Here is a 20,288-nt window from a genome sequence, read left to right as displayed (position 1 = left end):
TTTATCCTGCTAATCCTAACGTCATCATCTCTTTTGCATACACTAATATTTTATCGCCCATCCAACCCATAGTGACTAATAAGCAAACAAAAACACCAACAAGTTTTACACCAAAAGGTAATGTTTGTTCTTGGATTTGTGTAATGGTCTGTAATAAGCCAATCGCCAATCCAATAAATGTCGCAATGGCAATAGGTCCCGCTGAAAGTAATATCACTAAATAAACGGCTTTATTAGCCGCATAAACCATATCCATTACCTTACCGCCATGAGTTCAAGATATTGATTAATTAGTCCTTTAGCTAAGAGAGTCCAACCATCCATAGCGATAAATAAAATTAATTTTAACGGCACTGATAATGTGACTGGGCTCATCATCATCATCCCCAGCGCTAATAAAATACAAGAAACAACTAAATCAATAACAATAAAAGGTAGATAAAGATAAAAACCAATAATAAAAGCAGACTTTATTTCACTTAATGCATATGCGGGAAGCAGTGATAACAACGATTTTTCTATATTTTCTTTCTCGCCATAGCTATCAGGTCGGTTTCCTTGTGCTTGTTCAAAAAAATCTAATAACTCAGGATCAGAATATTTGTATAAATATTGTTTATATTCCCCTAATGCATCGTCAGAAAATCGCTCAAAAGAATCAGGAGAAGTTATATCAACCGGGTTTTCAATAAGATAATGATAGGTATTTTTTGCTATTGGTGTCATAACAAACAAAGCCATCATTAATGCAATCGCATTGAGTACCATATTAGAAGGCACTTGCTGAACACCTAAAGCATTACGAGTCATCACAAGTACGATAGAGAATTTTAAGTAGCAGGTTCCGGCAGCAATAATAAAAGGAGCTAATGTTGCTAGTGCTAACGTTAAAATGAGCGTCGTTGAGCTTTCCATATATTTAATCTTGCTGTAAATGGGAACGTTGAATTTCTACAGCTAATCGCTCACCCACTTTAATTAATTCCCCTTGAGCAATAGCAACACCATTAACAACTAATGTAATCTGTCGTGAAGCATTATCAGGTAATATAATTTGTTGTCCTGGGGCTAGTTTTTCAATTTCTTCAATAGATAATACTTTACTTGCGAGTAAAAAAGACAAGGTGATGGGAATAGTACCAATTGATTTTAAATCCTCATTTTCTTGTGTCGCTGTATTTGTATCAATATCTTCAATTAATGCTTCTTCCTCTACCTCATTAGCTAGTAACTCTTCATCTAAAACCACCGTGTTTTCTCCTTCTTGCCATTGATAACGCATCCATTTTTTTTCACCAATAATAAGTGAAGAATCAATGCTATCAATCAACACAATATCCCCCAAAGAAAGGGTTTTTAATAACGAAACGGTCATTTTGCTATTACCAAGCTGGAATTGAGCAATAGCATTTATTTTATTTTTTGAAGATAACATCCATTCATAATGCCCCTCAAAAGAGCAAATAAATACATCTCCTATTGAGGTATTTACAACGGGATAGCTAACTTCTTTTTGCTCTCCTAAACAGATATTTTCTACCGCTACTGACATCTCTTCTTTCGAAAAAGGAAACAATAATTGTGAACATTTCTGTGAGAATAGAACGCGAAGATAAGCTTCTGGAACCTGCTCCCAATCTATTTTTTTTTCAGAATACAGGCTATCCATGACTTGGTTAACGGCAATAAGCCCTGTAAATGAACCTAATGTATTTTTACCTTTTATTTTAAAATAATAAGCAGAAGTGATCGGCAATTGAGCTTCATATAAAGAAGATAGAATATTCATTGAATCGCTATTTTGATCTTGAGTAATACTTTCTTTAACATCTGATAAGATCATTTTTCATCTTCTTTATCATTGGAAGGATCAATTGCATTAATCTGCCAATGAGAATTATCATTTTCTAATGAAAGCGCTAATCGTCCTTGATATTGATTAAAATTGTCTAAAGAGGACTGATAAACGCGTCCAGTAGAAGCAATCAATTCGATCTTTTTATTGATATCAAAATTAACTTTCATCTGATGAAGCTCACTTCCCCATTTTTTAAAAACATAAGTAATACTAGGAGGTTGAGTCATCTTTGATACTTCTTTATAAAGAAGACTTAAAGCGGGTATATCAAGCAGTTTTTTATCAATTAAGGGTTCTTGTATTTTCTGTTGATATTCTGGCTTTATATTATTAAATATAGATATATTACTAACTTCTTCTTTTACTTTTTTTTCATCCAATTTATCTATATTCGAATTTCGTTTTTCAGTATTAAATGAAAGACTATTTTTCTCTATTTCATTACTCTTTGAATGACTATTTTTATGGGCTAAGTGATCTAATTTTTCTATTAGGTCATTTTGAATACCCAATGTATTCTCTTTTATTTTAAATGCAGTATTATCTTTAGAAAAAGAGCGTTCTTCCCCATAGGAATACTGTTTATTCTCTGTATTGTTCTCTATGTTGTTTTCTACTTGTTTTTCATTGTTCTTGATAAATTTATGAGTTTTAATTTTATTATCTATTTCTTCTACATTATGATTAATAACTTTATTTTTCTCTACACTTTTTACTTTCTGATTGACGACTTTCCTTTCATCAAGCAAACCTGCCCCATTAATATCTAATTTATTTTCCTTTTTGCCATCAGAAGTACCAACACTTATGTCTTTACTTGATTTAAGATCATTCGTAACTTTTAAATTACTCTCTACCGTTATCTTATGAGAAACAGGTATTTTTTTACTTTCATGATTAGATAGTGATTTTTTTTCTATTTTCACTTGCTTTGCATGAACGCAAATTTGTGAATATATTTTCCTTTGTGTTAATAATAATCCTTCTAAATTTAAAAAATCGGTTTCATCCTTTTTATCCTTTTCGTCTTTAGTTTTTGTTTTATTGGAATTTATTTTTAGATGACTTTTTAGGTCAATATCATCCTTATGATTTAGATGATAAAAGTCATCTAGTTTTTGTTTTATCTTACTGACATTTTCAGAAGAAACACTCTCATTATCAGTCATTGATAATTCTAAATCAGTAGAAGAAAGTGATGATTTTTTAGAAAAAACAGACTTATTTTCACTAATTCTTTCATTTGATAAATTTGTATTTAAGATAACATTATCTGTCTTTATTAATATCATACAATACCATCTCCTGTATTTCGTTCTGTTCTAATCTTTCAATATATAACTCTTTTTTTAATGCTTTTCTTTCAAGATAAAGCTTCATTTTCTTTTGTTTTTTGATCACCACTTCCCTTTCTTTTTGTAACTTTAGACTTCCTTTTTTTAATTTATCTAATTGATACTCTATTTCCTTAATTTGAGTAATGGAAATATTCAATGACGCTAAGACAATAGCTTGTTTACGTTTTTGTTGATTTAACGAAAGCGTTGAATAATGCCCCACTCTTTCATACATAGGGATTTCATTTTCTAGCGCAGAAGCTAATCGCATTTGTTCTTTTTTCTTATCTTCAGCCTCTTTTATTAACTGTTGATGCTTTTGTTGCTCTCTTTCTATTCTTTGCTGGCGCTTAGCAATAGCATTCATCAATACCTGTTGATTAAGAGGTAAGCGCATAAAGTTGGTTCAAAGTTTGTTGAAAATCGGCTTTTTCTTTGAAGGATTGAACAAGAAACGCCTCTATTGCTGATTGTTTATTTACAGCAAGATCGTTTAATTCATTTTCACCTACACGATATTCACCCACCTCTTGTAATAATTTAATATCCTGTAAACGCATCAATATTTGTCTTATTTTCAATGCTGCTTTTTGTTGCTCAACATGGGTTATTTGCTGAAAAATACGGCTCACACTGCCTAAAATATCAATCGCAGGATAATGACCCGAAGCGGCAATTTTTCGTGAAAGATAGATATGTCCATCTAAAATAGAACGAATTTCTTCTCCTATGGCATCTGGTTCATCATCACTTTCAAGCAAGACAGTGTAAAATGCCGTGATTGAACCTTTTTCAGTCACTCCAGGTCTTTCTAGGATCGCGGGTAATTTATCAAAGACAGAAGCAGGATAACCTTTACGAACAGGAAGTTCGCCAGCCGTAAGAGCGACATCCCTTAAAGCTCGACAATAACGTGTCATTGAGTCAATAAATAATACGACATTCTTGCCTTGTTCTCGGAAGTATTCAGCAACTGTGGTGGCAACTAATGCTGCGTTACAACGCTCTATTGCGGGTTGATCTGAAGTTGAGCAAATTAATACTGTTTTTTCGCATCGTTTATCTGCTTTTAATTCCTCGACAAACTCTGTGATTTCGCGCCCTCTTTCACCAATTAACCCGATAACAAAAACATCGGCTTGAGAAAAACGGATAAACATATTCATAAGCATTGTTTTACCCGTTCCTGCACTGGCAAAAATTCCCATTCGTTGCCCTAATCCACAACTTAATAATCCATCAACTGCACGAACACCTGATTCAAAAATTGTAGTGATAGGTCGTCTTTCACTAAATAAGGGAGGATGACCATCAATAGGTAAATATGAATAGAAGTTTTCTTCTTCCATTTTTTTATTACTAAAGCGTAATAAATAGTTACCTTTAATATCAATCATACTCCCTAAAACATTAGGGCTTAAAGCGACTGAAAAAGCATTTCCCGTCGGTACTACGATTATTTGCAAAGAATAACCTTGCGAACTTCCCATCATACTTAAAATCGTAATACCATTACGGAAACCAATCACTATCGCTTCACCAATAATTTGACCATTAATGATGGGATCTTTTAATAGACAAATTTCTCCAATAAATACATCACGTAGCATGACTTCAAGAATATTACCTTGTATTCGCATAGGATGAGCCGCGTGATGAAATATTGAAAATGTGTTATTCATTTTTTACCCAATAAACTGTTGATGAACGCTATTCATCATTTGGAAATATTCATCAATCGCTTTCGCCATTGATTCACCATTTTGTAAAGCAATGGGCATAAATGAGGCACGTAGTTCTAATTCAGATTCTACTTTCACTAAAGCAGGCTGCCCCGGATAAAAACTCTCCATTTGATTATTAATACTGGTTAATAATAATGATGTACTGCATTGTGATAATAAATTTTCATCATATTCACCAAGCACAGACCAGATCATAGGAACCTCATCAACAACCAATAAATTAATATCAGGCATATCGCCTAAACTAATTGTTATTGTTGAATGATTATCAACAGATTTTCCCTCTGAGAATAAATCATTGCGTCCAATTACATTCATGGCATCCATAATTAAACTTGCTAGATCAAAAGACATAATCTCTCCTAAATAGATTGTAAAACGTTAATTTCAATATCAGATGTAATTTCATCATAAGACAATACAGATAACTGTGGATATTGTGTTTCTATTAGTTTTTTAACAAATCGCCTTATATCTATTGCTGTTAAAAACACATAATCTTGAATATATTTAATCTCATCAATAGCAGTAGATATTTTTTCTATTATCATATCAAGCTCCGCAGGTTCTAAATTTAAAAATGTTCCCGAAGAACTTTGCCTTATTCCACTACGAATAATCTCTTCTACATTATGAGATAAAATAATCACATTAAATTTTCCATCTTTTGAAAAAAAGTGGCTAATATAACGTGAAAGCAGTGATCGGATATGTTCAGTTAAAAGTACAGGGTCCTTTTCTCTACTTCCCCATTGTACTAAACCTCCTATTATTGTTTTTATATTTCTAATAGGAATTTTTTCTTGTACTAGGCGTTGTAAAACATCATTAATTCGTTGAATAGAGACTTGTCTATAACACTCTTTCAAAAGTTCAGGTGAATTTTCCTCTATTTTATCAAGAATATTTTTTGTCTCTTGTATTCCAAGAAACTCAACAATATTCAATGTAATCAAGTTGGAAAATTTTCTATAAAAATAGATTTCTGGCAATTCTACTTTATAACCTAACGATGTTAATTTATCTGTATCATTCTTATTAATCCAATAATGGATAACATCATTATCCTTAATCTCTATCATTTTAAAATCTAAAGAAAAAAGTTCATCATTAGGATTTTCAACATAAACAAAGGGGAAAGGACAATCAAATTCATCCGCTTTAACTTCGTTTATTAAGATAATAATTTTATTTTCATCAATTTTATCCGAATAATGAATAACAATATCGGGAAGCAACACACCGTATTGTAAAATAAATTCTTTTTTCAACCATTTTTCAAAAACTAGTTTTGAAAGATACGCTTTCTTTTTAGCGGAAACCGTAATAATTAAAGGTAATGTTTCTGCTTGAGATAAGGTAATATTCTCAGTTAATAAACTATTTTCATCGTCTGATTCATTTTTATTTGAAAATAGATTTGAAATAATGCCTTTTTTACTATCAGGATCTGAAGCATCATCTTCATTTTTTTCATCCCCACTTTCTGTAGAGGCTTCTTTTTTCTTACTTTTCCATTGTTTTTTAAAGAAATAGCCTCCTAGTATTACCGATAAAATAAGAAAAACAGGGGTTGGAAAACCAGGTAAAAAACCAATAACAAAGGCAAGGATTGCAGTTACTAACAACGCAAAATCTTGAGCTAACAATTCATTCATTATGCTAAAACCAAGATTATTATTTTCACCACCAACGCGCGTAACAATAAAACCCGCACTGATAGAAATCAGCAATGCAGGAATTTGAGCAACAAGCCCATCACCAATGGTCAAAAGTGTATAAGTATGTAACGCTTGTGAAATTGAGAGATCCATTTGCGCCATACCGACAGAAATTCCCCCAATTAAGTTAACAAAAATAATGACAATGCCCGCAATTGCATCGCCTTTAATAAATTTCATTGCACCATCGAAGGAGCCATATAATTGACTTTCTTGACCTAATTCTTTTCTTCTTATTTTCACTTCTTCATTAGTAATGATCCCAGATTTTAAATCAGCATCAATACTCATTTGTTTTCCGGGCATACCATCCAAAGAAAAACGCGCCGCAACTTCTGCAACACGTTCAGAACCTTTAGTAATTACCAAAAATTGCACAATAGTCACAATTGAGAAAACAACAAAACCTACCACTAAATTTTCACCAATAACAAACTCACCAAATGAAGTAATAATTTCACCAGCATCCGCATCCAATAAGATTAATCGACTTGTACTAATAGAAAGAGCAAGACGAAAAAGTGTCGTAATCAGTAATAATGCTGGAAAGGTCATGAAGTTCAATATTCGAGTAATATAAAATGAACTCATAAAAATAAGAAGAGAAATAGTAATATTCAATCCAATAAGGAAATCCACAATATATGTTGGCAAAGGTATAATTAACATCATAATAACCAAAATCATAACCGATAATACGATTAGTTCTGGTCTATTTTTTATTGCCAATAGGAATCTATAAATCATAGAAATTATCCATAAATTATTTTTTGTTTATTTTCTTTGTTGATATTGTTCTAATCGAAGGTAATTATCTATAAGTTTTTGTATGATTATTTGGCATTCATCTCTAAATTCATAAGATAAATATAATGACTCTGGATAGTTATTAAATATCGTTTTTATTCCTTGTAATAATTTCATTTTTATATTAACTAAATAATCTATCCATTTATTTTCTAAAAGAGATATTAAATATTTTTCCATTTCTTCTGGAAATGTCATTCCATGAAAAACCAATTGATACAGCTCTTTATCTGTTATTGTATTTTTTAAATCTTGTTTTTCTAGTTTTTCTATATTGATTTCGATAAAGCTACATAAAGTCCGTAACTTATTAACACGGTCTAGAAAATAACCAAACTCTGAACTTTGAGAACAACTGGGCATTAATGATTGCATATCACAAATCAAGCTTTGTGTTAAAAAACTCAAAATAATTGTGCATTGTTTAATGTCATACTCTTCTACCCACATCTTAAAAAAATAAATAGGTTCAAAATCAAGGTTAATAAAACTACGATAAAGATCTCTTAATGTCTGAGCATTGAGAGAAAGTAACTTTGCAAATGTTTTAGCCTGAAGCGCAATATTAATACCAGCTCTAATTTGCTTTCCATTCTCCCCCTCAAGTAAACGGTTTATCTCATTCTCAATACCTGCATCTAATTGTGCACCTAACTTTTTTTTTCTAAGTAATTCTCGTAAAACCATCACGAGATCACTTTCATCAGGGAACATTTTACGTAAATAACTGAGCAATTCTTGCAAACTTCGCCCTGATTTTCTAAATAACATCATGACTTTATCGAGTTTCTTATCTGCCCCCTCTTCTGCAATATATAATGTGCTTTGCCCTCTATTTGCTTTTTTATCTAATGATTGACCAAAGCGTTGAGAAAACAGTGTTGCAACCATAGACATATCATCAGATATCTCGATTAATTGATTTTGATAGTTTTGACTTTCATTTATTTTTGGTTGTTTATATTCTGTTTCTTGTTGGCTTTTTTTACCAATACTGTTGTTTGCTAAATTTGTGGAAGTAGAGGTATTAATTGGCCCGATCATAGTGCTACCTCATAAAGGCTTGAAGTTGTTTTAATGCTTGAGATGTTTTTTTATCAATCGGTTGAAATGGATTTTCAATTAAAGATCCAAAATCTTCAGTATCCGAATTTTCTAATAATCGAGGTTGCAACATAAAAATACGGATCATTTTTTTGTTATTCTCAGATTGATAACTAAATGCTCGGCCAATTAAAGGAATAGTGCTTAAAAAAGGAACGCTATTCTCAGCTTTCACATTATCTTCGCGTGTATATCCACCAATTAATAAACTTCCACCTTCAGAAACACGGGCAACAGTACTAATGTTTGTACGGTTTATAACCGGTAATTTTTCAACACTTTCATCATCACCATTCTCATCTTTTTTCTCAGCACCATCTTCAAGATTAATGATCATCTCAATATCTTTATTCAAATTACCAATGCGAGGTAATACACTGATCATCGTACCAAACGTTGTTGATTCTAATGAAGCAACGCGTTCGCCTTTTATTTGTGTATAAAAAGTGGTGTTGTTATCAAAAATAGCAGGTGTATTTTCTTGAGTTAATAAAATAGGACGAGACACCATTTGTGCTTCACCATCTTCACTCAATGCTTTGATTTTTCCTAAGAAACTCAAACCAGATGCTGCACTTAAACTTGCCGTATTAAAAAAGAAAGTACCTTTACTCGAGCCATAACTCGCCTGCCAATTAACCCCTAAACTATCGGCTTTATTTTTAGAAATATCGATTATCCATAGTGACAGTTCAACTTGCCTTTTCGGTTTATCTAATTGAGTAATCAGCGAACCAATCAGCGCTAAACCTTCTCGGCTCGTTTTAACTAAAAGACTATTTGAGCCCGGTAAAGGGACTAATTCGACATTGTATTGTCCCATTTTGGTCATAATAGGAGCATTAGCTTCTTGAATGCTATTTATCGTTTCATCATCTTGCTGTGCATTGTCATTTTCTATATTACGGCTAGGCTCTATTGCTGTTCTTTTGATTCCCTCAGAAGACATAAATAGTTGCTGTAAAACAGAAGTGATACCAGGTAAAACAATTTTTTCATCACGTAAAGTGTAAGCTCGGTCTTGTACAAAAGTGTTTTTTAATGGAAATATTTGTACAAACTCATCACCATAACGAGAACTTCCCGTTGGTACTTGATTATTTATATTTTCATTAATTTGCTCTTGCACATCATTATCTAAAAACTCAGCCGCCGCTTTAACCAACCGAATATAGACAGGGGGACCAGAAATATAAAAAGTGCGTTGATCACGACCTGCTCGCAGTGGATAACGAGGATCATATAATCCCACATCTTGTAAATATTCTTTTAGCTCGATTAAACCTATATTTTGTACCTGAAATAGCTCTTGTAGGATCTCACTGTTCTCATAAATATAAATTGATTTTCCATCATTAAAATAGAGTAATGACAAGCGTTTTATCATCAATTCAAATGCTTCTTCTGGTGAGGAAATATCAAAATTTCCAGTTACTCTTTCCTTTTTTACCGCATTACTCAGAATAAAAGGTTTATTTAGTTTATCTGATAACACAAGAAAGAATTGTTCTACTCGCGTATCAACCGCAATAAAAACATCAGGTTTTTTCACCTGATGTGTATAAATAACTTTTCCTTGTACAGCTTGAGTTTGAAAAGACAAACTGCAGCAAAGTGCTAGCCCAATAGCACAATAAATCTTATTTTTTATTTTCATAAAGATGCTGACCAATTCGGCGAAATTCTGTTGGCGTAATACCAAATAATGTCTTAATTTCATTAGAGAAATGAGACGCTGAACTAAACCCATTATCGACTGCAATTTGTGTCAATGATTCATCGGTTGATAGCGTGGTTAAAATTGAAGATGCTGCACGCCATGAACGCAATTGACTTTTTCCACAATTACCTAAATAACGTTTACATAGTCGTCTAAAATGTGTACCTGATACTCCATATCGCTCTCCGATTTGTGCAATATTACTTTTCTTCTCATCTAAATAGCTAATGAGATGCAAAATAAGCCAATAACTTTCACTGTGTCTTATCGTGACAAATAAAGGCTCTAATTGACTTTCTGTTTTTATTGCTTCATTTATTAATACGTATTCTAGAGATTTATTAGTATCTTCTATATAAAAAATCTGTTGATTAATATCAAATTCAGATCCTATTGCTGTCATTTTTGAAAAATCACGAGCATAATCAATAAACGCCAATAACCTCGCACAAATAAAAAATGAACATTTCTCAATTTTCCATGACTGATTTTCAGATTGAAAAATAACATCTTCATTTTTTGCATTATAAATAAAAGCCTTTCCTTTTATAATTTTAGTCGTTTTTTCATCATATATTTTTACTGGGAAATCATTATTTAAAGGAATGCAAAAGAACAATGAATTCCCCAGCAATATATTTTTATCGCCACTTATTTTTATATCATTTATTAACATAGCAAATACCTCGACTTATACTTATCGTAAATTTAAAAAATTAAAGATAATAAACTTTTAGCTAACTCATTTTTATGGTTTTACTTTATATAATCTTACAATAATATCACCTATTATTAACTATAAAGATGAATAACAAATTTTTTCTGTTTATTATTTAAAAAAAGTGATAGTAAAATATCAATACCACTATCAAATAAAAAACATGTGCTTTTTTTTAAAAGAATTTTTATGCTCGTTTGGCTAAACTATATTTATATTATGAATTAATAACAATTTATCATTAGGCTAAATCCATGCTTTATTATATTTACATCCTCAGTGGCCCATTAAAAGGAACAATCATTCCTCTACCACCCAATCGCTATTCATTATTCTTATATAATAAAGAATACATTGAAAACAAAGAAGAAAATGATAAAACCATACTTTATATCCCTTGTGATAAACAGGAAGATGAGAAAAAGCTCGCTATTATACTTGATGAAGATAATAGTGAAAATAATAAATATAGAATTGAAAGTAGCTTAATACAAAAAGAAATCGATAAAGAATATTCGTTGAAAGTCGATAGTCCAATATATAGCAATGATACGCCTATCTTTTTCATTAGTGATAAAAATGATTTATCTTTCGCATCATTTGATTTTAAAAAAAAGAAAAAAACAGGCATCATAAATAAAAAAAATCTTTTATTATTAATATTAATAACACTATTCTTTATAGCATTAGTTTTTTATATAAAGAGACCGACAGAAGAAAAAATTATTCCAACTTTATCAAAAAGTTTAAATTTTAAAGGATATCAAGGAAAAAATGGATATTATTGCATTTATGATAATTTATACCCGACGTCAAAAATAGAAAATACATTAGAAAATAAAATTATCTATCTGGAAAAAATAAAAAACTTATCTACCGGTAATAATCATCAAAAAATACATATAATTTTTAAAGATAAATTCAAACCTATTGTTAGTTTTTTTTATCATAATGAAACTGAAAAATTAAAAATAATCAATAATATCAATTCTGATTTTTCAAAAAATTGCCAGCCAACCATTAAAGGAATATCAATACCCAACATTATTAATGATATAAATGAATTTGAGCTAACTAAAACAATAGGTTATACCATTGAAGAAAAAAATAACGGATTAACCTTTATTTTTGATGATGCATTAAATATCAGTAACAAAGAAAAACTGGATACTTATATCAAAAAACAAACGGCTATTTTTGGCAGAAAATTTATTTTTTACCGTGAAAATATAAGCAATCCTATGTTGAAAAATAAAGCAACATTACAAGAAGATCATGGATATATCTTTCTTGATAACCAACATCGTTATTTTCCTCAAGGATAATAACGATATTTATAACCGATAATTTAGAATCAATCTTAGAGGAATACTATTATGCCAGCTTATTCTGTTGCCGATGATGTCAGCACTATTAACCAAGTTGATAGTTATTTTCAAGAGCCTGTACAAAAACAAAGTGAGGCATTAAAAATTGCATTAAATGCATTAAAAACAGACACATCAAATGCTGCGGCCTTAGCCGATTACCAAGCAAAGCTTGCTGAATATAATATTACGCGTAATGCAGAATCAACGTCGATTAAAGTTGTGAAAGATTTGGCAATGAGCATTATTGGGAATATGCGTTAGTTTTTATTTAATGGAGGCTGTATATGGCGATTACCCCAGTTGTTCCTGTTCATTTGGCTACATTACCAAACGATAAAAGCACAAGTGATGATAATTTATCCTCAATAATGGTAAACAGCATCACAAGTGGTTTTCAATATGAAAAACAGATCCAAGAAAAGCTAACAACATTAAGCCAATTAAGTGATGTTCAAAGTTACACACAACTACAAACAACACTTAATGACTATACAATTACAATGAATTTAGCGAGCACGTTAGCCAGAAAATCACTGAATATTGTTGAAACATTACTCAAGGCACAATAGTAATGAAAATGCGATATTTGTTTTTGGCATTATTATGTTGCCTGTTTCCATTATTAAGTGGCTGTAAAGATCAATCTCTACTCACTAATTTGGATCAAAGACAGGCAACGGAAATTCAAGCTGTTTTACAAAAACACCAAATAACCAGTACTCGTAAAGCATTAGGAAAAGGGTTATTTGATGTTTCGGTCAAAAAAGAAGATATGGGAATTGCTATTCAGATCTTAGAAGAATATCAATTACCCACACTCTCCCGTATTGAGGTTACTCAATTATTTCCATCAGACGCATTGGTATCGTCGCCTCAAGCAGAAAAAGCCCGTTTAATTTCAGCTATTGAGCAGCGATTAGAACAATCATTACTTACAATTGACCATGTTATTGATGCTAGGGTACATGTGAGTTATCCAATATCCCCCACAGAACGTGTTATTCCAACACCTCATTCTTCAGCTTTAGTTTTTTATGAAGAGGGTATGCTAGATAATGACCAATTAAGCGAAGATGTTCGTGCTTTCATTCATAATGCTTTTAGCGATATGGATGAGAATAATATTACCGTTTTGCTATATCCACGAAACATCAATAAATTCACGTTAATAAACAACCAATTACATCAAGATGATCCTAATTCATCTTTTAGCTCTTGGTTATTCCCCAGCTTATTATTAGTGATTATTGCCGCTGTCATTGTGATTGCATTAGTAATGTATCGACGTAAAAAAATACAGAAGATAGAGAGTGATAATGAATCTAACTCCTGAACAATTTGAAACGATATCTAAGGTAATGTATGAACCCCTTAGTTATATTCATGCTAATTATTCTGTATTAGCCTCAAAAGAAGAAAGTGCGATATGGCAAAAATTAGCCAATCGCCAATTAATTCAACGATATCAACTTATTAATCAACTAGATTGTGACATTGATATTATCGTAGACAAGATTTTTACCCATTGGGCATTACTTCCTCGTTGTGCTTTATTCTTAGGCTATTTTTATTCTCGAGAAACACTTTTATTATCGGGAAATTACTATCGTTTAGATCCACCATTAAAAGCATTCTTATCTCTTTATCCTGTTTTAAACGGAAATAAAAATAGTGTGCTTTCACTTAAAGTGAGTGATCCAATTAGTGTTGGTTATCAATTACTGCTTGATTTTATTCAGTCAATTTCAACCGCACTGGCTCAACGTTTTACATTGCTTTTTGCACCACAATCATCACTGGTTGAACTTCCTCAGTCACTCTTTTTATCCCGTTCACTTTTTCTTTTGGTATTAGATTATGCTGCGCTCGCTGTCTAAAGATCTTTTAACATACACTCGTGAAGGTGTATTAATACGGGCTCGCTATGTTCGACAGCTTGATAATATTTATAAAGCTGGATTAGCGGCCAAACACGCGACAAAAAAAATGCTCCGAGATTTTAATGATAAATTAGATGCGCATAATAAGGAGATAGCAAACCAAGCTTATAGTAAAGGATTACAAGCATTATTAGGGGATATATTAAAATTCTCAATTCAATATCAAGAGCAACTGGCACACTATGAATTTCAACAAAGAGAGCAAATAACCGCAACTATTGCTCAATTTTTTGACTCACCAGAAATACAAGTTGAACTCACACGTCGTTTAATTTCAGCAACACCTTCAGAGAAAAAAATTACGCTAGATATTCCTGCAACGCTACGTCCATATCTTGAGAAAGAACTCAATAATATCAATATTGAATTGGTATCTCATGACAACAAGGTCATTGCTATTCATGCTGGTGATCAAGTGACTTTTTTTGATCCTGCACTGTTACTCAATGATTTAAAAGCACAATTTCACCAACCTTTTTCTGAATCTTATCAAGCAACATTTACTCAAGAAATTAAAGAGGCTCTGCTGAAATTTATTAATACGTTTGATATATCGGATGATATGCATCCTCAAATAGAAACATCCAGTGGGGGCAATAATGAAGATTGATGCTTTGAAAACACAGACTTTATATGAACCACAGCCTCATTTTCCTGCATCAAAAAGTATCGTAAATAAGGAATTAGATCCTTTAATGGCGACACTAAATCCTACTTTTTACCAAAATTTAAAAACGGCCAACGTGAATACAGTCAAAGATATCTTAGCGTTATTAAATCAATTTGATGTTAAAAATGAAGGCAATCAAACCTTAAAAGAAAAACGTCAAGTTGCGCTATTAATGTATGCTCACCAAGAAAGTGAATTAGAAAATAGTGATAATAAAGAGGTCATTAATCAGGCGTTAATTTCACTTCTTTCTTACCAAGGTTTTTATCACCAATTTACACTCGACTTATTAGGAATGAACGATAACCAAGACGATTATGATAGCTTCTTTAAACCTGATAGCGCTTCGTTTTCATTTTAACGTTAATTATAGGATCTGAGCTCCTGCACCTTTCTCACCTAAAATGTCATCTGGATTACGTAATGGGCAATCACTTAGCGATAAACAACCACAGCCAATACAGTGATCAAGTCCGTTACGTAGTCGCTTAAGGCGGTGAATTCTTTCATCTAATCGCACTTTCCAATCCGTTGATATTTCGTGCCATTGTTCTGCGGTCAATTTACTATTTGGTGGATATTTTCCTAGTATTTCCTGAATTTCTTTTAGTGGAATACCTGTACTCTGCGCCGCTTTGATAATTGCCACATAACGCAATACAACTGGAGGGTAACGGCGTTGATTACCTGCGCTTCGATAGCTTTCTATCAATCCTTTTTCTTCATAAAAATGTAACGTTGAAATTGCAACACCACTTCGTTTTGCTACCTCACCAACAGTAAGTGCTCTATTGAAATCTATTTTTTCTTTTTTCATTTTTAACTTTTCCTCTTGACCTCAACTTAACTTGAGGTTTTATAGTCCTCTCCTCAAATTAAGTCAAGCCAGTGGAATACTGACTTCTATGTTTAAGATCGTTGAGAAATGATTTATAGCAACGGCAAATAACCGTTATTTCAAAGCACTGTGGCAACAATTCAATCAATAAAAATAGAAAAATGCTCATCATGGGATAGGCAATAATATGAATAAAAAACTCACTTTTACCGTCTGTGCCTCGCTTTTTTTGCTCAGTGCAGGTGCGATGGTCTACGCGACAACTTCATCAAATGATGAGGAAACGCAGCAATTTGCTTACCCTCCAACAAAAGTGGCATTAGCAACCGTACAATCATCAAAATTACCCAACAATATGCAAGGGGTTGGAGAATTAGAAGCTGCGCGCCAAGTTTATTTAGCTGCTGAAACCAATGGTCGAATTGCTGTGATTAATTTTGAGTCGGGGCAAACTGTTAAAGCGGGTCAAGTTTTAGCGAAATTAAATGATGAACCTGAACAAGCCGAGTTATTACGTTTACAAGCGCAATTAACCAACGCAGAAAAACTCTATTCTCGAACCAGACAGCTTTATAGTAAAAATATGGTGGCAACAGCGCAATTAGATAGCACGTTATCAGAACGCGATATGATTGTGGCCTCCATTCGTGAAGTGAAAGCGCGGATTGCACAAAAAGCAATTAAAGCGCCCTTTGACGGTATTGTTGGAATAAAACTTGTCCATGAAGGGCAATATCTTAATGCGGGTGAACGTGTTGCCTCACTCGTTGATGCAAGCCATTTAAAGCTCAATTTCTCCCTTGATGAACAAGCTGCACCGAAAATTTCAACCAAACAGCCAATCAATATCGAAGTCGATGCTTACCCAGATATTATTTTTACGGGTTCAATAAATGCGATTGATCCTCTTATTAGCCCTTCTCGTACAGTGCAAATACAGGCTGTTTTACCGAATACTGACAATAAATTAAAAGCGGGCATGTTTGCTCGTGTTCAAGTTACTTCTCCTGATAGTCCTATGGTATTAACCGTACCAGAAACGGCAGTTACTTATACTGCTTATGGAGATACCGTGTTTGTAGCGCAATCTGACAATCAAAAAAACCTTATCGCTAAGCGTGTCTCTGTGAAAGTTGGATTGCGCTACAACGGCATGATTGAAATAAAAGAGGGTTTAGCCCTTGGAGATCAAATTGTTTCATCAGGCCAAATTAAATTAAGTGATGGGATAGCAATTGAACCCATTGGGCAAGATACATTGGCGTTGGCTCAATCAGCAACAACAAAACCATAACGGGAGCTAATAATGAAATTTACCGATATTTTTGTTCGGCGCCCTGTTTTGGCGTTAGTTGTTAGCACGCTGATTTTTTTACTGGGCGCATTTGCGTTCAGTAAATTGCCCATTCGCCAATATCCGATGTTGCAAAATTCAACGATCACGATAGCAACGGATTATCCCGGCGCTTCATCTGAATTAATGCAAGGATTTGTGACACAACCGATCACACAAGCCGTTTCCTCTGTTGAGGGCGTGGATTATATTTCATCTTCTTCGGTACAAGGGAAAAGCTTAGTCACGGTGAGAATGGAGCTAAACCGTGACCCTACTCAAGCTTTAACGCAAGTGATGGCAAAGGTGAATCAAGTGCGCTATAAGCTACCTGAGCAAGCTTATGATCCCGTTATCGAGCTTTCATCTGGTGAATCAACAGCCGTTGCATATGTTGGTTTTTCTAGTGAACAGCTTTCTATTCCTGAACTAACCGACTATCTTTCTCGTGTTGTTGAACCCATCTTTTCATCTATTAATGGTGTGGCTAAAGTTCAAGTATTTGGCGGTCAACAACTGGCAATGCGCTTATGGTTAGATGCTGATCGACTAGCAGGACGCAATTTAACAGCCAGCGATGTGGCAGAGGCTGTTCGTCGTAATAACTATCAAGCCGCTGCGGGTAAAGTCGAGGGTGAGTTTGTGATTGCCAACGTTTATGTCAATACTGATCTCACTAATGTCGAAGAATTTAAAGATATGGTGATTAGTAATGATGGCAATAGTCTGGTGCGTTTACGTGATATTGGCACAGTGGAGCTTGGTGCGGCGACCACCGAAACCAGTGGTATTATGAATGGCAAAAAAGCGGTATTTTTAGGTCTATTTCCCACACCAACAGGCAACCCTCTCGTTATTGTTGATGGTATTCGTGAAAATCTCGCTGATATTGAAAAAACCTTACCTCCAAGTGTTGAAGTGGAGCTTGCTTTTGAAACTTCACGTTTTATCAAAGCCTCTATTGACCAAGTAGTACAAACATTAATTGAAGCAATTTTAATTGTTATTGCTGTTATTTATCTCTGTTTGGGCTCATTTCGCTCTGTTCTTATTCCTGTACTTGCCATTCCGTTATCTATGCTGGGTGCAGCAGGATTAATGCTTGCCTTTGGATTTAGCATTAACTTACTGACTTTATTGGCAATGGTTTTAGCCATTGGGTTAGTCGTGGATGATGCGATAGTGGTTGTTGAAAATGTGCATCGCCATATTGAAGAAGGACTATCACCGGTTCAAGCGGCGCTAGTGGGTGCAAGAGAAGTTGCAGGCCCTGTTATTGCAATGACCATTACATTAGCCGCAGTTTATGCGCCTATTGGTTTAATGGCAGGTTTAACTGGCGCACTATTTAAAGAATTTGCGATAACACTGGCAGGTAGTGTGATTGTATCCGGTATTGTGGCATTAACCTTATCACCCGTGATGAGCTCATTAATGTTAAAACCAAAAGAAAATGAAGGCAAAATGGCAAAAATTGCCGAGTATGTCTTTGATAAATTGGCTCATTATTATGGTTACGTACTCAATTTTTCTTTAGCTAACCGCTGGTTAACCCTCGTTTTCGCCTTAGCCGTATTTGTCAGCTTGCCGTTTTTATATAGCCAGACAAAACAAGAATTAGCGCCTTCAGAAGATCAGGCGAGCGTCTTAACCGCCGTAAAAGCACCACAACATGCAAATTTAGCCTATGCAGAACGTTTTAATCAGAAGCTTGATGAAATTTATATGAGTCTGCCTGAAACAGATAGCACATGGATAATTAATGGCACAGATGGCCCTTCGGCAAGCTTTGGTGGGATCAACTTTGATGGTTGGGATTTACGTGACCGCAATGCAGATCAAATCCAAGCTGACTTGCAAAACCGCGTAAGTCATATTGAAGGAACCAGTATTTTTGCTTTCCAATTAGCTTCTTTGCCCGGTTCGGTGGGGGGATTACCTGTGCAAATGGTATTACGCAGCCCATTAGGTTATCCCGTTTTATTTGAAACAATGGAACAAATCAAACAACAAGCCAGAGAAAGCGGTCTGTTTGTCGTGGTAGATAGCGATTTAGATTACAACAACCCTGTCGTTCAAGTTGCAATAGATAGAGCAAAAGCCAATAGTTTAGGTATTCGTATGCAGGATATTGGTGAATCACTGTCTCTGTTAGTCGGTGAACATTATATCAACCGCTTTGGTATGGATGGTCGATCTTATGATGTGATCCCGCAAAGTGTACGTCACCAACGTTTAACGCCAGCAGCACTTGCTGGGCACTATATTCGTACTCAAGATAATGTGTTAATTCCATTATCGACAGTGGTAAATATTACGACACAAGTTGAGCCTAATAAGCTCACGCAATTTAATCAACAAAATGCAGCAATTTTCCAAGCGATCCCCGCACCGGGTATCACAATGGGGCAAGCAGTCGCCTTTTTAGAAAACGTAGCAGATTCATTACCTGCGGGCTTTAGCCATGACTGGCAATCTGATTCTCGCCAATTTACCCAAGAAGGAAATACCTTAGTCTTTGCTTTTATTGCGGCGCTTATCATTATCTATTTAGTGTTAGCCGCACAGTATGAAAGCTTGGTTGATCCATTGATTATTTTGATTACGGTTCCGTTATCGATTTGTGGTGCATTAGTGCCATTAGCTTTAGGTATGGTGACATTAAATATCTACACTCAAATTGGTTTAGTCACCCTGATTGGGCTTATCAGTAAGCACGGTATTTTAATGGTGGAATTTGCTAATGAATTGCAAGTTCATAAAAACCTAAACCGACGTGATGCGATTATTGAAGCAGCAAAAATCCGCTTACGCCCTGTGTTAATGACCACGGCGGCAATGGTGATTGGACTTATCCCACTGTTATTCGCTAGTGGTGCTGGGGCAAATAGCCGCTATGGATTAGGACTAATTATCGTCTCAGGAATGTTAGTTGGCACATTGTTTACCTTGTTTGTATTGCCAACAATGTACAGCTTTTTAGCGCGAAACCATCAAATCAGCGCCCAAACAGAACGTCAAAAACAGTTACAGCAAGTGAGTGAGTTGTAAATCTCAATAATAACAAGAAGTCATATGTCGTAGTCATGTCGTAAAAATAATCCCCATTGTGAATGCAATGGGGATT

21 protein-coding genes are annotated in these 20,288 nt (G+C 33.9%); 9 read left to right on the top strand and 12 right to left on the bottom strand.

Annotated elements, in window-relative coordinates; translation table 11 throughout:
- Position 1 precedes the first annotated feature (1 nt).
- The 11 genes from sctS to JEP36_RS16145 are packed head-to-tail and all read right to left on the bottom strand — an operon-like array spanning position 2 to position 10,968.
- Positions 2-256 (bottom strand): type III secretion system export apparatus subunit SctS, encoded by a 255-nt coding sequence (gene sctS, locus JEP36_RS16195; RefSeq protein WP_196532920.1) that lies wholly within the window; start codon positions 254-256, stop codon positions 2-4.
- Positions 256-915, bottom strand: coding sequence for an EscR/YscR/HrcR family type III secretion system export apparatus protein (locus tag JEP36_RS16190; RefSeq protein ID WP_198626475.1), 660 nt, complete (start codon positions 913-915; stop codon positions 256-258). The genes sctS and JEP36_RS16190 overlap by 1 nt, the downstream gene beginning before the upstream one ends.
- Before the next feature lie 4 nt (positions 916-919).
- Positions 920-1,843, bottom strand: coding sequence for a FliM/FliN family flagellar motor switch protein (locus JEP36_RS16185; RefSeq protein ID WP_198626476.1), 924 nt, complete (start codon positions 1,841-1,843; stop codon positions 920-922).
- The gene (locus JEP36_RS16180) at positions 1,840-3,150 is read right to left on the bottom strand and encodes a hypothetical protein (RefSeq protein WP_198630469.1); all 1,311 of its coding nucleotides are present in this window, start codon (positions 3,148-3,150) and stop codon (positions 1,840-1,842) included. Before JEP36_RS16180 ends, JEP36_RS16185 begins: the two co-directional genes overlap by 4 nt.
- On the bottom strand, positions 3,128-3,592 hold the full coding sequence (locus JEP36_RS16175; protein ID WP_198620578.1) for a type III secretion protein: 465 nt from the start codon (positions 3,590-3,592) through the stop codon (positions 3,128-3,130). The genes JEP36_RS16180 and JEP36_RS16175 overlap by 23 nt, the downstream gene beginning before the upstream one ends.
- The gene (gene sctN / locus JEP36_RS16170) at positions 3,576-4,877 is read right to left on the bottom strand and encodes a type III secretion system ATPase SctN (RefSeq protein ID WP_198620579.1); all 1,302 of its coding nucleotides are present in this window, start codon (positions 4,875-4,877) and stop codon (positions 3,576-3,578) included. Before sctN ends, JEP36_RS16175 begins: the two co-directional genes overlap by 17 nt.
- Positions 4,878-4,880: 3 nt before the next feature.
- On the bottom strand, positions 4,881-5,294 hold the full coding sequence (locus tag JEP36_RS16165; RefSeq protein WP_196532927.1) for a type III secretion protein: 414 nt from the start codon (positions 5,292-5,294) through the stop codon (positions 4,881-4,883).
- A gap of 8 nt (positions 5,295-5,302) precedes the next feature.
- Positions 5,303-7,408 carry an EscV/YscV/HrcV family type III secretion system export apparatus protein gene (locus JEP36_RS16160; RefSeq protein ID WP_198620580.1) on the bottom strand — a complete coding sequence of 702 codons (2,106 nt, stop codon included), beginning with the start codon at positions 7,406-7,408 and terminating at the stop codon, positions 5,303-5,305.
- Positions 7,409-7,435: 27 nt separating this feature from the next.
- Positions 7,436-8,512 (bottom strand): type III secretion system gatekeeper subunit SctW, encoded by a 1,077-nt coding sequence (sctW, locus tag JEP36_RS16155; protein ID WP_198620581.1) that lies wholly within the window; start codon positions 8,510-8,512, stop codon positions 7,436-7,438.
- 4 nt (positions 8,513-8,516) lie between these two features.
- Positions 8,517-10,229 carry a type III secretion system outer membrane ring subunit SctC gene (gene sctC / locus JEP36_RS16150; protein ID WP_198626478.1) on the bottom strand — a complete coding sequence of 571 codons (1,713 nt, stop codon included), beginning with the start codon at positions 10,227-10,229 and terminating at the stop codon, positions 8,517-8,519.
- Positions 10,213-10,968 carry a helix-turn-helix domain-containing protein gene (locus JEP36_RS16145; RefSeq protein WP_198620583.1) on the bottom strand — a complete coding sequence of 252 codons (756 nt, stop codon included), beginning with the start codon at positions 10,966-10,968 and terminating at the stop codon, positions 10,213-10,215. The genes sctC and JEP36_RS16145 overlap by 17 nt, the downstream gene beginning before the upstream one ends.
- Before the next feature lie 296 nt (positions 10,969-11,264).
- Here JEP36_RS16145 and JEP36_RS16140 point away from each other — a divergent pair, with 296 nt between their 5' ends.
- From JEP36_RS16140 to JEP36_RS16110, 7 genes are read left to right on the top strand one after another with little or no spacing between them, the layout of a single operon-like run.
- Entirely contained in the window at positions 11,265-12,335 is a 1,071-nt protein-coding gene (locus JEP36_RS16140) for a hypothetical protein (RefSeq protein WP_198620584.1), read from the top strand.
- 51 nt (positions 12,336-12,386) lie between these two features.
- Positions 12,387-12,641, top strand: coding sequence for a type III secretion system needle filament subunit SctF (sctF, locus tag JEP36_RS16135; protein WP_198620585.1), 255 nt, complete (start codon positions 12,387-12,389; stop codon positions 12,639-12,641).
- Between the two features lie 23 nt (positions 12,642-12,664).
- The gene (sctI, locus tag JEP36_RS16130) at positions 12,665-12,949 is read left to right on the top strand and encodes a type III secretion system inner rod subunit SctI (protein ID WP_151436217.1); all 285 of its coding nucleotides are present in this window, start codon (positions 12,665-12,667) and stop codon (positions 12,947-12,949) included.
- Between the two features lie 2 nt (positions 12,950-12,951).
- A complete protein-coding gene (sctJ, locus tag JEP36_RS16125) occupies positions 12,952-13,713 on the top strand; it encodes a type III secretion system inner membrane ring lipoprotein SctJ (protein ID WP_198626479.1) in 762 nt (253 codons plus the stop codon).
- A complete protein-coding gene (locus JEP36_RS16120; protein ID WP_232797641.1) occupies positions 13,697-14,257 on the top strand; it encodes a type III secretion protein in 561 nt (186 codons plus the stop codon). The genes sctJ and JEP36_RS16120 overlap by 17 nt, the downstream gene beginning before the upstream one ends.
- Positions 14,238-14,930 carry a MoaD/ThiS family protein gene (locus tag JEP36_RS16115; RefSeq protein ID WP_198626480.1) on the top strand — a complete coding sequence of 231 codons (693 nt, stop codon included), beginning with the start codon at positions 14,238-14,240 and terminating at the stop codon, positions 14,928-14,930. The genes JEP36_RS16120 and JEP36_RS16115 overlap by 20 nt, the downstream gene beginning before the upstream one ends.
- Positions 14,920-15,351, top strand: a complete 432-nt coding sequence (locus tag JEP36_RS16110) for a hypothetical protein (protein WP_198620588.1) — start codon at positions 14,920-14,922, stop codon at positions 15,349-15,351. Before JEP36_RS16115 ends, JEP36_RS16110 begins: the two co-directional genes overlap by 11 nt.
- Before the next feature lie 6 nt (positions 15,352-15,357).
- On the opposite strand, the gene soxR is transcribed toward JEP36_RS16110, so the two are convergent.
- Positions 15,358-15,807: a redox-sensitive transcriptional activator SoxR gene (soxR, locus tag JEP36_RS16105; protein WP_196532938.1), complete on the bottom strand. Its 450-nt coding sequence runs from the start codon at positions 15,805-15,807 to the stop codon at positions 15,358-15,360.
- A 208-nt stretch (positions 15,808-16,015) separates the two neighbouring features.
- Between soxR and JEP36_RS16100 the strand changes: the two genes are divergently transcribed.
- Together JEP36_RS16100 and JEP36_RS16095 are read left to right on the top strand one after the other, a co-directional pair.
- Positions 16,016-17,122 (top strand): efflux RND transporter periplasmic adaptor subunit, encoded by a 1,107-nt coding sequence (locus JEP36_RS16100; RefSeq protein ID WP_198630468.1) that lies wholly within the window; start codon positions 16,016-16,018, stop codon positions 17,120-17,122.
- A 12-nt stretch (positions 17,123-17,134) separates the two neighbouring features.
- Positions 17,135-20,212, top strand: coding sequence for a MexW/MexI family multidrug efflux RND transporter permease subunit (locus JEP36_RS16095; protein ID WP_198630467.1), 3,078 nt, complete (start codon positions 17,135-17,137; stop codon positions 20,210-20,212).
- Positions 20,213-20,288 lie beyond the last annotated feature (76 nt).

Source organism: Proteus sp. PR00208, assembly GCF_016238545.1.
In the GTDB taxonomy this organism is placed as follows: Bacteria; Pseudomonadota; Gammaproteobacteria; order Enterobacterales; family Enterobacteriaceae; genus Proteus.
This window is presented reverse-complemented; position numbering and strand designations above follow the sequence as displayed.

Bases quoted from the DNA above. Each gene is read 5' to 3' on its own strand.
- sctS (WP_196532920.1), bottom strand. From the start codon at position 256: ATGGATATGGTTTATGCGGCTAATAAAGCCGTTTATTTAGTGATATTA.
- JEP36_RS16190 (WP_198626475.1), bottom strand. From the start codon at position 915: ATGGAAAGCTCAACGACGCTCATTTTAACGTTAGCACTAGCAACATTA.
- JEP36_RS16185 (WP_198626476.1), bottom strand. From the start codon at position 1,843: ATGATCTTATCAGATGTTAAAGAAAGTATTACTCAAGATCAAAATAGC.
- JEP36_RS16180 (WP_198630469.1), bottom strand. From the start codon at position 3,150: ATGATATTAATAAAGACAGATAATGTTATCTTAAATACAAATTTATCA.
- JEP36_RS16175 (WP_198620578.1), bottom strand. From the start codon at position 3,592: ATGCGCTTACCTCTTAATCAACAGGTATTGATGAATGCTATTGCTAAG.
- sctN (WP_198620579.1), bottom strand. From the start codon at position 4,877: ATGAATAACACATTTTCAATATTTCATCACGCGGCTCATCCTATGCGA.
- JEP36_RS16165 (WP_196532927.1), bottom strand. From the start codon at position 5,294: ATGTCTTTTGATCTAGCAAGTTTAATTATGGATGCCATGAATGTAATT.
- JEP36_RS16160 (WP_198620580.1), bottom strand. From the start codon at position 7,408: ATGATTTATAGATTCCTATTGGCAATAAAAAATAGACCAGAACTAATC.
- sctW (WP_198620581.1), bottom strand. From the start codon at position 8,512: ATGATCGGGCCAATTAATACCTCTACTTCCACAAATTTAGCAAACAAC.
- sctC (WP_198626478.1), bottom strand. From the start codon at position 10,229: ATGAAAATAAAAAATAAGATTTATTGTGCTATTGGGCTAGCACTTTGC.
- JEP36_RS16145 (WP_198620583.1), bottom strand. From the start codon at position 10,968: ATGTTAATAAATGATATAAAAATAAGTGGCGATAAAAATATATTGCTG.
- JEP36_RS16140 (WP_198620584.1), top strand. From the start codon at position 11,265: ATGCTTTATTATATTTACATCCTCAGTGGCCCATTAAAAGGAACAATC.
- sctF (WP_198620585.1), top strand. From the start codon at position 12,387: ATGCCAGCTTATTCTGTTGCCGATGATGTCAGCACTATTAACCAAGTT.
- sctI (WP_151436217.1), top strand. From the start codon at position 12,665: ATGGCGATTACCCCAGTTGTTCCTGTTCATTTGGCTACATTACCAAAC.
- sctJ (WP_198626479.1), top strand. From the start codon at position 12,952: ATGAAAATGCGATATTTGTTTTTGGCATTATTATGTTGCCTGTTTCCA.
- JEP36_RS16120 (WP_232797641.1), top strand. From the start codon at position 13,697: ATGAATCTAACTCCTGAACAATTTGAAACGATATCTAAGGTAATGTAT.
- JEP36_RS16115 (WP_198626480.1), top strand. From the start codon at position 14,238: ATGCTGCGCTCGCTGTCTAAAGATCTTTTAACATACACTCGTGAAGGT.
- JEP36_RS16110 (WP_198620588.1), top strand. From the start codon at position 14,920: ATGAAGATTGATGCTTTGAAAACACAGACTTTATATGAACCACAGCCT.
- soxR (WP_196532938.1), bottom strand. From the start codon at position 15,807: ATGAAAAAAGAAAAAATAGATTTCAATAGAGCACTTACTGTTGGTGAG.
- JEP36_RS16100 (WP_198630468.1), top strand. From the start codon at position 16,016: ATGAATAAAAAACTCACTTTTACCGTCTGTGCCTCGCTTTTTTTGCTC.
- JEP36_RS16095 (WP_198630467.1), top strand. From the start codon at position 17,135: ATGAAATTTACCGATATTTTTGTTCGGCGCCCTGTTTTGGCGTTAGTT.